The organism is Serratia symbiotica, from assembly GCF_000821185.2.
Lineage (GTDB): Bacteria > Pseudomonadota > Gammaproteobacteria > Enterobacterales > Enterobacteriaceae > Serratia > Serratia symbiotica.
Window position 1 is genome coordinate 2,633,267 of record NZ_CP050855.1, and the last position, 11,104, is coordinate 2,644,370.

The 11,104-nt window shown below is 52.3% G+C and carries 14 protein-coding genes and 1 pseudogene; all 15 read right to left on the reverse strand.

Translation table 11 applies throughout. The features are described 5' to 3' along the window. Position 1 precedes the first annotated feature (1 nt). The 15 genes and pseudogenes from cysN to SYMBAF_RS13250 all read right to left on the reverse strand — a co-directional run bounded on the left by cysN (position 2) and on the right by SYMBAF_RS13250 (position 11,062). Positions 2–1,423 (reverse strand): sulfate adenylyltransferase subunit CysN, encoded by a 1,422-nt coding sequence (cysN, locus tag SYMBAF_RS13185; RefSeq protein ID WP_040262827.1) that lies wholly within the window; start codon positions 1,421–1,423, stop codon positions 2–4. 11 nt (positions 1,424–1,434) lie between these two features. Continuing rightward, entirely contained in the window at positions 1,435–2,343 is a 909-nt protein-coding gene (gene cysD / locus SYMBAF_RS13190) for a sulfate adenylyltransferase subunit CysD (RefSeq protein ID WP_040262899.1), read from the reverse strand. Between the two features lie 22 nt (positions 2,344–2,365). Continuing rightward, positions 2,366–3,796 carry a siroheme synthase CysG gene (gene cysG, locus SYMBAF_RS13195; RefSeq protein ID WP_040262825.1) on the reverse strand — a complete coding sequence of 477 codons (1,431 nt, stop codon included), beginning with the start codon at positions 3,794–3,796 and terminating at the stop codon, positions 2,366–2,368. Positions 3,797–3,848: 52 nt separating this feature from the next. Further along, on the reverse strand, positions 3,849–4,151 hold the full coding sequence (locus tag SYMBAF_RS13200) for a hypothetical protein (RefSeq protein WP_175576940.1): 303 nt from the start codon (positions 4,149–4,151) through the stop codon (positions 3,849–3,851). Next, on the reverse strand, positions 4,111–4,569 hold the full coding sequence (locus tag SYMBAF_RS13205) for a hypothetical protein (RefSeq protein WP_040262821.1): 459 nt from the start codon (positions 4,567–4,569) through the stop codon (positions 4,111–4,113). The genes SYMBAF_RS13200 and SYMBAF_RS13205 overlap by 41 nt, the downstream gene beginning before the upstream one ends. 103 nt (positions 4,570–4,672) lie before the next feature. Continuing rightward, complete coding sequence (locus tag SYMBAF_RS13210; RefSeq protein ID WP_082026805.1) at positions 4,673–4,939, reverse strand: Txe/YoeB family addiction module toxin; 267 nt, start codon at positions 4,937–4,939, stop codon at positions 4,673–4,675. Beyond that, the gene (locus SYMBAF_RS13215; RefSeq protein ID WP_006708173.1) at positions 4,936–5,181 is read right to left on the reverse strand and encodes a type II toxin-antitoxin system Phd/YefM family antitoxin; all 246 of its coding nucleotides are present in this window, start codon (positions 5,179–5,181) and stop codon (positions 4,936–4,938) included. Before SYMBAF_RS13215 ends, SYMBAF_RS13210 begins: the two co-directional genes overlap by 4 nt. Before the next feature lie 66 nt (positions 5,182–5,247). Further along, on the reverse strand, positions 5,248–5,427 hold the full coding sequence (locus SYMBAF_RS13220; protein ID WP_152609008.1) for a hypothetical protein: 180 nt from the start codon (positions 5,425–5,427) through the stop codon (positions 5,248–5,250). 15 nt (positions 5,428–5,442) lie between these two features. Further along, a complete protein-coding gene (locus tag SYMBAF_RS13225) occupies positions 5,443–5,688 on the reverse strand; it encodes a hypothetical protein (RefSeq protein WP_052447611.1) in 246 nt (81 codons plus the stop codon). 277 nt (positions 5,689–5,965) lie between these two features. Continuing rightward, entirely contained in the window at positions 5,966–6,883 is a 918-nt protein-coding gene (locus SYMBAF_RS13230) for a nucleotidyl transferase AbiEii/AbiGii toxin family protein (protein WP_040262818.1), read from the reverse strand. Further along, entirely contained in the window at positions 6,876–7,649 is a 774-nt protein-coding gene (locus tag SYMBAF_RS13235) for a type IV toxin-antitoxin system AbiEi family antitoxin (protein ID WP_040262816.1), read from the reverse strand. Before SYMBAF_RS13235 ends, SYMBAF_RS13230 begins: the two co-directional genes overlap by 8 nt. A gap of 128 nt (positions 7,650–7,777) precedes the next feature. Further along, positions 7,778–7,941 (reverse strand): annotated as a pseudogene (locus tag SYMBAF_RS17875) (Arm DNA-binding domain-containing protein); the annotation flags it as partial. Positions 7,942–8,253: 312 nt separating this feature from the next. Continuing rightward, positions 8,254–9,534 carry a tyrosine-type recombinase/integrase gene (locus SYMBAF_RS13240; RefSeq protein WP_040262814.1) on the reverse strand — a complete coding sequence of 427 codons (1,281 nt, stop codon included), beginning with the start codon at positions 9,532–9,534 and terminating at the stop codon, positions 8,254–8,256. A 235-nt stretch (positions 9,535–9,769) separates the two neighbouring features. Next, the gene (locus tag SYMBAF_RS13245) at positions 9,770–10,021 is read right to left on the reverse strand and encodes a hypothetical protein (RefSeq protein ID WP_185899907.1); all 252 of its coding nucleotides are present in this window, start codon (positions 10,019–10,021) and stop codon (positions 9,770–9,772) included. A 312-nt stretch (positions 10,022–10,333) separates the two neighbouring features. Next, positions 10,334–11,062 (reverse strand): phosphoadenylyl-sulfate reductase, encoded by a 729-nt coding sequence (locus SYMBAF_RS13250; protein ID WP_040262810.1) that lies wholly within the window; start codon positions 11,060–11,062, stop codon positions 10,334–10,336. Positions 11,063–11,104: the final 42 nt, after the last annotated feature.

An 11,104-nucleotide genomic window follows, 5' to 3' on the forward strand; every position in this document is an offset into this window, starting at 1 on the left:
TTTATTGACCTCCAAGCAGATCACGCGCGTCCCAGTGCGGGAAATGCCTGCGCACCAGCGCGTTCAGTTCCAGCTCGAAGGCGCTGAATGCACTGTCCTTAGCTTTCAGCAGCGCCTCGCGCATCAGGCCAGCACCGACCGTCTCGTTACTAAGACGATCGATAATGATCAGCCCGCCGGTATCGTGGTTGCTCCGGTAGCTATCCAGCACCAGCGGTTCGTCGAAGGTCAGTTCCACCAATCCGATGCCGTTTAGCGGCAGCCTCTCCGCCGGGTACTGCGCCAGCGAGTTACTTTCCACCTGATGACGAATGCCTTCTACCCGCGCACGACTTTTCTTGCCAGCCACCTTAATACCATAGCTCTGGCCCGGCAACAGCGGCTGTTCGGCCATCCACACCACGTCCACTAGCACGCGCTGTACCGCCTTCAGGGTTTCACCCGCATCCACCAGCAGATCGCCGCGACTGATGTCCACTTCATCCTGTAGCACCAGGGTAATGGCCTCGCCCGGTACCGCCTCTTGCAAATCGCCGTCAAAGGTGACGATGCGTGCCACTGTGGACTCTACACCGGAAGGCAGTACCTTCACCCGTTGCCCCACGCGCACCACACCGGCAGACAACGTGCCAGCATAACCACGGAAGTCGAGGTTCGGGCGGTTGACGTACTGTACCGGGAAGCGCAGCGGCTGGGTTTCCCGATCGCTGATCACGTTCACAGACTCCAACACGTGCAGCAACGCCGGGCCGCTGTACCAAGGCATATGCGTGCTTTCACGCGCCACATTATCGCCATCCAACGCTGACAGCGGCACAAACGTGATATCCAGATCCTTTGGCAACTGTTGGGCAAAGGTCAGGTAGTCCTGTTTGAACTGGTGGAACACCGATTCTTGATAGTCCACCAAATCCATCTTGTTCACCGCTACCACCAGATGGCGAATGCCCAACAGGGTGGCGATAAAGCTGTGCCTGCGCGTTTGATCCAGCATACCTTTGCGTGCGTCAATCAGCAGGATCGCCAGATCACAGGTGGACGCGCCGGTAGCCATATTGCGCGTGTACTGCTCATGCCCTGGAGTGTCGGCGATAATAAATTTGCGCTTTTCGGTCGAGAAATAGCGATAGGCCACATCAATGGTAATACCCTGTTCTCGCTCGGCCTGTAGGCCGTCCACCAACAGGGCCAGGTCGAGTTTCTCACCTTGAGTGCCAATGCGCTTGCTGTCGCTGTGCAGCGTAGACAGTTGATCCTCGTAGATCTGGCGCGTGTCATGCAGCAAACGCCCGATCAGGGTGCTTTTGCCATCGTCAACGCTGCCGCAGGTCAGAAAACGCAGCAGGCTTTTATGTTGCTGAGCATGCAGATAAGACTCGACGCCGCCCTGGGCGGCAATTTGTTGAGCAATTACCTTGTTCATCCAGTGGCTCCTCAGAAATACCCTTGACGCTTTTTTAATTCCATTGAACCGGATTGATCACGGTCGATCATCCGCCCCTGGCGCTCACTGTTGGTAGAGACCAGCATCTCTTCGATGATCTCCGGCAGCGTTTGCGCCGCCGAATCCACCGCGCCGGTTAGCGGCCAGCACCCCAAGGTGCGGAAACGCACCCTGCGTTGGCTGATCACTTCTCCCGGCTGTAGAACGATGCGATCATCGTCCACCATCAACAACATGCCATCGCGCTCCACCACTGGCCGTGATTTCGCCAAATACAATGGCACAATGTCGATTTTTTCCAGGAAGATGTACTGCCAAATATCCAGCTCAGTCCAATTCGATAGCGGGAACACGCGGATGCTTTCGCCCTTGTTGATCTGGCCGTTGTAGTTGTGCCACAGCTCCGGGCGCTGGTTTTTCGGATCCCAGCGGTGCAAGCGGTCACGGAAGGAATAGATGCGTTCCTTGGCACGCGACTTCTCTTCATCGCGGCGCGCACCGCCAAAGGCGGCATCGAAACCATATTGGTTCAGCGCCTGCTTCAGACTTTCGGTTTTCATGATGTCGGTATACTTGGTGCTGCCATGCATAAACGGGTTAATATTCATCGCTACCCCTTCCGGGTTTTTGTGCACCAGCAGTTCGAAACCGTATTCCTGCGCCATGCGATCCCGGAACTGGTACATTTCACGGAATTTCCACCCCGTATCCACATGCAGCAGCGGGAACGGCAGTGTGCCGGGGAAGAATGCCTTGCGTGCCAAGTGCAGCATCACCGAAGAGTCCTTGCCGATAGAATACAGCATCACCGGATTGCCAAATTCAGCGGCGACTTCACGGATGATATGGATACTCTCCGCCTCCAACTGCCGCAAATGAGTGAGTCGTTTTTCGTCCATAGCCATTCTTTAAAAGCCTTTCTTAAGCCAAATTAACAACAGCCGGGCGCGATGTCCCTGCTGCCTGCGGTTGCTGCCCAAACCAGGCGATTTGATGATGCAGTGCCACCACCTCGCCGATCACCAGCAGCGCGGGCAGCGCTGCCCGTTGAGCCAACTCTTCAAGTTGTTGCAGCGTGCCTATATGCACCTGCTGATCGGCACGCGTACCCCGACTGATCACCGCCACTGGCGTAGCAGCTACACGACCATGGGCCATCAGGCACTGGCTGATGGCCGCCGCTTTCATAGCACCCATATAAATCGCTAACGTCTGCCGTGACCGAGCCAGATCAGCCCAATCCAAACCGTCGCTATCGGGGCGGCAATGACCAGTGATAAAGGTCACGCTCTGCGCATGATCACGGTGGGTCAGCGGAATGCCGGCATAGGCGGTCGCCCCAGCGGCGGCAGTGATGCCCGGCACCACCTGAAACGGAATGCCTGCCTCCGCTGCCACCTGTAGCTCTTCGCCACCACGACCGAAAATGAACGGGTCGCCTCCCTTAAGACGCACTACACGTTTGCCCTGCTGCGCCAACGCCAGCAGTAGACGATTGATCTCTTCCTGAATCACCGAGTGTGCACCAGCGCGTTTACCCACGCAGATACGCTCAGCATCGCGGCGCACCAGATCGAGGATCTCGTCACTAACCAAATGGTCATACAACACCACGTCCGCCTGTTGCATGAGTTGTAGTCCGCGCAGGGTCAACAACCCCACATCACCCGGCCCGGCCCCCACCAAGGCTATCTCGCCCTGGGTACTTTCGCCGCTTTGGGCGAAGCGGTGCAAATCCTGTTCTAGCTGTTGTTCTGCCTGTGCACTCTGGCCATTGGCTACCTGCGTAGAGAAACGGCCACCGAAGGTTTTCTCCCAGAAACGGCGGCGCTCGCTGATCGACATCAACCGCTGTTTGACTCGGCCACGCCAGCGCCCAGCCACTTCCGCCATCTGCCCCAAGCTGGCAGGCAGTAGCACCTCCAGCTTTTCGCGCAACATGCGCGCCAGTACCGGGGCCTGGCCGCTGGAAGAGACAGCGACTACCAAGGGTGAACGATCGATAATCGATGGGAAGATAAATGAGCAACGCGGCTGGTCGTCCACCACGTTGGCCAGCACCCGGCGTTTGTCCGCTGCGGCAAACACCTTGGCGTTTAGCGCACCGTCATCCGTAGCGGCAATCACCAGGAATACTTCATCCAACTGGCAAGGCTCGAAAGTTGTTCCCAACCAGATAAGCCGCCCCTGCTGCCACTGTTGTTCAAGTTCGGGTAACAGCGACTGCGCCACTATGCGTATTTCAGCCCCGGAGCGCTGAAGCAGATCGACTTTGCGCGTCGCCACTTCACCACCACCAACCACCAGCACCGGGCGTTGTTTCAGGTCAGCAAAAATGGGTAGGTAGTCCACAACAGCCTTTTCATGAATTATAGAAAGATAATCTGACTATACGGGCTGAGATTTAGCCCCTGAAATGACGAAAAGGAATGACTAGTTCAATATTGGAATAAGTAATGACGATAAGGGGGAAATACCCCCGCAGGCGTGGGGAAGACCGGTTGATGCGCACCGCCTCCGACGCAAACTTGTCCGCATCCTTGATATACAACGCGCTGCAACGCAGCAGGGTGCCGTTAAACAGGGTCACATTCTCCCCCTCCTGCAGCGCCCGCACTTCTGCCACATCCACTTTTTTCTGCTCACGCAGGATCACCCGGTTATCGTCACGCCAGTGGCTGCCCATCAGACCCACCTGCTGCACCATGGTCTGCATCTCCGGCCGGTACTCCGTCCCCGCCTTCAGTTGCAAGATTTCCAGCGTATCCTTCGAATCCCGAATCTTCACCGTGATGCGGGTGCCCATATTGGCGATGAGCGTCCAGATTTCGTCGCCCGCCGCAGATTTCAGGCGTTGTACCTCCTGCCCCCTGGTAGCGTGATTTCAGGGTCACGACCAGGAACCACACCAGCGCCACCGTGCAGAGCATGGCGAAGAGCGAGCCTATCAGCGTGGGCTGCCCGGGTTCCACGTCCCCAAATATCATCACCAGCACCTGTCTGGACAGGTCACCCGTCTTCTGTGCGGCGTCGCTGATGGTCTGATAGTCCACGTCGGCGGCGAACACCGGGCAGGATACGGCGCACAGCAGCGCCACCGCTTGAAGGGGTTTCAGTAGCTTCATGGTAAACCTTAAAGAATATGAGCGGATAGACAACAGAAGCCGCCCGAGGGGCGGCAGACGGCGGGCGTCCCCTTTCCTCGAACAAGGGGGATGTCAAGCCCGGTCAGAGGCTTTCATAGTGAAAGCGGCAGGCAATTATCGTTAACTCACCGTCAGTGACGCTATAAACGAGTCTATGTTCCCTGTCTATACGGCGTGAATACAGCGCAGGATTTTTGTGGTGACGAAGCCGCTCAGGCTTTCCGATACCACAAAACGGATCAGCGTGAGCAGCCTTGATCAGCAATTGAACGCGTTCGTATACCTTGACGTTGTTTTTCTGCCAGTATTGGAAATCGGTGGCAGCCCGTCGGGTAAACCGGATCTTCAAACGTCAATCTCGACGATATCCCCGCGTTCCAGTTCATCCAGAGACGCATTGATATGGGCGGCGTTCACCGGATTGCTGAAAAGGTGTAGCGTTTCAACCATGGCGTCGTATTCATGGGCACCAATGATGATGACGTCAGGGGCATCACGTCGCAAGATGCGTACCGGCTCGGCGTTGTCACTGACGCGCTGCATTGTCTCGGCGAAGTGTTTCCTCGCGTCTGTGAACGTTAATGCATGCATATGTCTCTCCTGTTACCTGTTGAACACAGAATAACACCTGTACCTTTTAAGGTACAGGTAAATCCACTATCGCCGTAAACCGGCGGTGAGTACCCGGCGACACCAGCGCCTCTCCCGCAGGAATGCCTGAAACCCGCCCTGCTCTGACGCCGAGACCCGCTGCGCTTCCAACTGCCACAGCCGGTAGTTTACCCCCAGTGCCTGCACGAAACCGGTGGCGCTCAGCAATCCCATGACCAGCAACACACTGCCGATGCGCAGCTAGCCAGTCGGGCTGACGCTCCCCCCCACTGTCACCAGCATCAGCAGGAGTCCGATGGCCGGGAGGCCGCTGTCCACCACGGCCTGAGGCCAGTTGGCCGGATGATAGTCATCCACAGACCAGCACGACGTGACAGTCTGGATACACTGCCAGAGCCGGGCAACATTGCGGCCGGTGTAGCGCCCAACCTGAGAGATGTCAGAGACCGGCACCAGCACGTTAAGGGCAAACCAACCGGCCTGCACGTTTCGCTATCGGTACGGGCGGTTTTTTTCCTCCGGGAGGCGATCATGCCCCCTGCTTTCTGTCTTCATGACACGCCCCTGATGCATTGGTGTGTTAGCGCTGATAAACAAATATTATTTATATTCGAAAAACGAAACCTATAATTTAACCCACACTTAATTAACCATTTGATTTATCTGCTGTTACTACCCTGCCCTACTTTGCCTGATTCATACATTAAGTTTACGAAAAACATCATAGTCACACCGTAGGTGAATATATATAAAGAATTCTAAACTACCTTATCCACTCGGCAAGAACCGCATCAAGCTTCGCCAACGCCTGAATATGCTTATCTTTTGGCATGCGCCCAATATTTAGCAACTTCCACTTGACCGCTGGTAGATACTGAATCTGATCTTCAGGAGCTAGACTCCAATCCGGTTGACCACTTTTGAAAGACATCAAAAAATCATAATCCCGCAGCGTGAATTGTGCTTTGAGAGCAATAACCATTAAGTTGGGTATCGCATTGAGTTCTTCCAGAGAGACCGCATCGAATGTCATTCCATTAAATTCATTCGCATATAGCCCAGAAATATCTTTCCAGCGGGGATTAAGCACCTCTGATATTGGGCGCGGGTGTCCTAGCAGATAGGTGATGAAACCATTAAAAATGTGGCGATCAATACCTTGCGTTTCGAGCAACATTTTAACGTCATAAAAATCACGGGGATGTTGCCTATCCAGCGCAGCACAAAGCTTGCCACCATAGAGGTCGGCAAGCGATGCTACCTGAATAGTAGCGAAACCGAACTCGTCCTCTACCGCTTCAACAACATCACGTTCTTCTGGAGGATACAGGGTACCTCGAGCAACAGGCGAAACTTCTATCTTTATCTGTGCCTCCTGAGAAGAAACAACAATGCGCATTTCATCAGGATTATTCGTTTGTAGTACCGCCGAAATACCAGCCTGTTGTTGTAGTATTTTAGCAATACGCATCAAAGCATCCCGAACGCTCGGCAATGCCACTTCTCTGCTCTCCAGCAGAATGTAAGCCAAATCGATATCAACCGATAGACGTGGAAAATCACGAATAAACAAGTTTATTGCCGTTCCACCTTTTAACGCAAAGCATCGTTCTGATGCCACAACAGGTAATACACTAAGCAGCAACGCAACTTGCCGATAATAAGGTGATTGACTATCCATGTGAGATTCCTTTGCTAACAAAACTATCTGGAACAGTGATCTGATATTTTTGGTCCAGCTTGCCACCAGATATGATCTGCCGTTTCCCGGCTCCCAAATCAATGTTGGTTTTATCTATTCGCTTACCCCATGCATGAGCATAGTGATCAGCCAGAAACAGGTAAAGTCGGTTAGTTTTCACTGCGCGACTGGATTGCAACAACACTTCGACTTTACGCGGGCTTAGATTTACCAACCCCTGAAACAGCTCCGCAGCATGCTCAAATGAAAGCGAACCAGGCACTGCATTAGCTATTTCGTAAGCAGCTAACTCCGGTACACTCGCTTTCAACCGCTCTCCCTTAATTTCTACTTCGGTCAGATACTTTTCGTCATGCATATTGAGCTTCTGATTTGAAAGTACAAGCCACTCGACATTGGGAAATTCTTTGAACCACTTTGGTAATGAAACTTTATCTCCGACGCAAAGCCAAATTGTCTGGCGTGTTAAGTGAAGATAATGAGAGCGTCCCTGATAGGTCAAGCTAGTAAGCCCCGCCAGATGCACTGAAACCCCCAACTGATTTTGCAAGCATAAGACGGCATCGCTCCACTTAGGCTCGCGCCCACTCCGCACGTATACACCTGCACGTAGCTTTTGCAACCAGTCGCTGTGCATATATTTATTGGCTAAAGAAGGACTTATGCCGTTTTTGGTCAACCAAGACTGTAATACCAAAGAACCCGGCGCAGTGTTCTGCAAAAGCCAGTTTAGTTTTGATGACATAGATTAACCAAAAGTGAAATAATAAATTAAAAATTAAACTATCAAGTTGATAATCTGTCAATGCTAAACTCAAGTGTTCCGTGAATTTCACGTAATGCCCTCGCTTGTGCGAGGGTCACTGTAGGTTACACACCATAGGCCATACACTTCTCTTTCCCGTTGAAGCGATATTTCATGCGCCAGTTTCTGGAACCAGAGGGAACAACCTAAAGATACAAACCGCGCCATCCGATAGTTTGTAGGCTTTCTCTCTGGGTTTAGTAGCGTCTACCTGTCGGGCTTTAAGCTTCATTGGGGGCACCCCCCTGAACCGAACACAGAATGCCCCCAACTGTGACTTGATTCCGGTTGAGTCCAGTTGATAGCAGGAGATAAGATACGGGCTAGAAACCGCAGTCTACGGGCTTTAAGTTGATTTCGGTAGACTTGAGAAGAGTTTGAAATGGTGCCGATAATAGGGGCCGAACCTACGATCTTGCAATTACGAACGCGAGCCGACGCTAAAATGAGTACAATCATGAGTACACACAAGAAGAAAAAATAAATAAATCATAAAAATCAATATATTAAAATAAAAAACCTTGTTCATCGTCTAATCAGGAATTTATAGCAATTTATCCAAATAATCCGCCCACACCTGCAACCACTTCCGGCACTCTGCATCATACTTATACAAATTACAAATCCCTTCAACGCCGCCACGTGTATGCCCCAATACGGCCTCTGCTACCTCATTTGGACACTGCAAACGAGATAACCCCGTTCGTACTGTACGACGCAGATCGTGCGGCGTCCAATGAGGTATATCAAGCATTTGACCGCTTTCACGTAGACGCCATGAGTTTTCAGTTAGATACTTCTGCTGGATAGGCTTCTTTGTGGCTTGCGAAGAGAATAGATATTTGTCAGAGGTAAGGCGTAGAACGTTGAGAAAGTCGATCGCTTGATCAGATAACTGTACGTAGCGCTCTATCCCTGTTTTAGTTTCTCGCAGATGAATCGTGCCTTTTTCAAGATCAACATCCTTCCATGCCATATTGCAGACTTCACCGGTACGACACCCGGTCCAGAGAGTCAGCCGTAACACGTTTTTGATCGTTGGCGTATAAGCAGAGCCCGGAAGCCATTTAAGGAATTTAGCAAGCTCGTCCTCGCTCAGTACTCGGGTTCCTCGTTCGTTTGTGAGCTTAATTCTGGTCTGTCGTAAGCTGGATTTTGCTAACAAGGCCGGATTCGCAAAACTGTCATCAAAACGCCCAAGGCCAATTGCAAACTCATAAGCGAGTGAAAGTTCCCTCAGAACATTACCGGCCTGTACGGTTGCCCCTCGGGCTACAATGCTATTGATTAAATTAATGATATCCTGGCGCGTAATCTCAGCAGCATTTCGTGTTCCTAAGGTTTTAACGGCATCACCATAGAGAGTACGGCGGACCTCGGCCTGCCCTTTAGGCTTTCTGGCTCCGGGAATGATCTTCCCATCATTCGTTTTACGATCCTCAATACGCTCGGTAAGATACAGTTCAACTAATCCCTGTACGGTCAATTCAGGGATACTAGCCTGTTCAGCTTCAATCGCACGCTGGAGCTTATCTTGCTTAAGCTCTGAGGCAGGGCACCGACCTTCCTGTCGGAGGAGCTTTAATTCGTGGAGTTTAAGACGTGCAGCGGCGAGAGAAGTCTGCGGGAAGTTACCAATTTTAACCTGAGCAAGCTTGCCAGTCAGAGGACTTGTGTAACGGTAGAAAAAAGACTTAACCCCAGTTGCACCGCAGGAGACACGTAAGCCACGATTTTCGCCTACATCAGCCTTATCTTTGTCGCCAGGCTTCATCATTTCTACCGCTTTAAACGAAAGTGGCTTTCCCTCTTGTTTTCCTACCATAAAGACTCCGTTATCATGCACCTTATGCAGTCATGAACATAAATGTAGGTTGCGCTGTATGTGCCCATATTTTACCAGGCTATCGGTTGGCAAGCTACACTTTAACCTACATTCAAATGTAGGATTTCATGATATTCGATGAGACAACGTGAAGCCTAATGATAACCATAAAAACCAATAACTCATTAAAAATTAATAAAATTTACATCAAAAACCGATGAGTACAATAGAAAATTTAGAATCGCACACCCCAATGATGCATCAATGTTGGTTGAAACAGCATGAAGGGCTGACAGTGCAGCACACTCAACGCGCGCAGCGCCCCCGTAATAAAGGCGTACACCGCCATCAATGCGGGATCTTCCAGACAGCGGATCCCCGCTATCTGGAAAAATATCTGGCCAGGCCGGGCGCGCAGCGTATCAAGCCGGAATCCGTATCCCGCCAGGATATCGGCACGGCGCTGTGGCGACATATGCTGCAGCATTGACAAGGCTGGCATCTACTGGGCCATGGATTGATTTACCGCTACTTAGAACCTATCCCAGTAGGCGTACAGTGTTACAGCCAGTTTGGAGCAGGGCAGTGTAACAACCGGCGCGTTCAGGGAGAAAGTGAGCCAAATAAGCAGCAGGTCACCTAAGTACGCGTTCAAATAGTCCCAACCCTTCGGAGCACGCCCCAAAAACCGGGACTCTTCATCGTCGGGCTTTTTACATCGGCCCGCTATGCCGGTCCCTTCCCTTGATTACCGGCTTCTGGCTCTGCGACACCGCCACGGTCAATGACCGGGCACAGCCTAGTCTTCGTGCAAACCGCACTCGCGCTTCAGGCCAAAGAAGCGGGTTTCTTCTTCGCTCATGCCCGGTTGCCATTTTTGGCTGGTGTGGGTGTCGCCGACCGACAAATAGCCTTGCTCCCACAACGGATGATAACTTAGACCGTGTTCGGTCAGATATTGGTAAATCTTGCGGTTATCCCAGTCGATGATCGGCAGGATCTTAAATATCCCGCGCTGCACCGCCAGCACCTGCAAAGTGGCGCGGCTAGCAGACTGCTCGCGCCGTAGGCCAGCAAACCACGTTTGCGCCCCCAGCGTTTCCAGCGCCCGGTTCATCGGTTCAACCTTGTTGATTTGGTTGTATTTTTCGATACCTTCCACGCCCTGCTCCCATAGCTTGCCATAGCGCACCTCTTGCCAAGCAGGAGACTGTTCAGCACGGAACACCCGCAAGTTTAGCTTCAGTTTGTCAACCAACTGATCGATAAACTGATAAGTTTCCGGGAACAGATAGCCGGTATCGGTAAGGATCACCGGGATATCCGGCCTGATACGGGTGACCAAATGCAGGCACACCGCTGCCTGTATACCAAAGCTGGAAGAGAGCACAAACTCGCCGGGCAGATGCTTCAATGCCCATTCAACCCGTTGCTCGGCAGAGAGGGCTTCTAACTGGCCGTTCACTACCGCCAGGGCCTGCCCGGATTTCAGCAGCGCATTCAGCGCCGCCGGATCGAATTCCGCCATACTTGCCTGCCTCCTAATGCTTGGAATATTACGATGCTTAGA

What these genes read in the sequence shown, in the direction of transcription:
- cysN (WP_040262827.1), bottom strand. Translation starts at nt 1,423, where the DNA reads ATGAACAAGGTAATTGCTCAACAAATTGCCGCCCAGGGCGGCGTCGAG.
- cysD (WP_040262899.1), bottom strand. Translation starts at nt 2,343, where the DNA reads ATGGACGAAAAACGACTCACTCATTTGCGGCAGTTGGAGGCGGAGAGT.
- SYMBAF_RS13200 (WP_175576940.1), bottom strand. Translation starts at nt 4,151, where the DNA reads ATGGTGCAGCAGGTGGGTCTGATGGGCAGCCACTGGCGTGACGATAAC.
- SYMBAF_RS13205 (WP_040262821.1), bottom strand. Translation starts at nt 4,569, where the DNA reads ATGAAGCTACTGAAACCCCTTCAAGCGGTGGCGCTGCTGTGCGCCGTA.
- SYMBAF_RS13215 (WP_006708173.1), bottom strand. Translation starts at nt 5,181, where the DNA reads ATGCATGCATTAACGTTCACAGACGCGAGGAAACACTTCGCCGAGACA.
- SYMBAF_RS13230 (WP_040262818.1), bottom strand. Translation starts at nt 6,883, where the DNA reads ATGGATAGTCAATCACCTTATTATCGGCAAGTTGCGTTGCTGCTTAGT.
- SYMBAF_RS13235 (WP_040262816.1), bottom strand. Translation starts at nt 7,649, where the DNA reads ATGTCATCAAAACTAAACTGGCTTTTGCAGAACACTGCGCCGGGTTCT.
- SYMBAF_RS13240 (WP_040262814.1), bottom strand. Translation starts at nt 9,534, where the DNA reads ATGGTAGGAAAACAAGAGGGAAAGCCACTTTCGTTTAAAGCGGTAGAA.
- SYMBAF_RS13245 (WP_185899907.1), bottom strand. Translation starts at nt 10,021, where the DNA reads ATGCTGCAGCATATGTCGCCACAGCGCCGTGCCGATATCCTGGCGGGA.
- SYMBAF_RS13250 (WP_040262810.1), bottom strand. Translation starts at nt 11,062, where the DNA reads ATGGCGGAATTCGATCCGGCGGCGCTGAATGCGCTGCTGAAATCCGGG.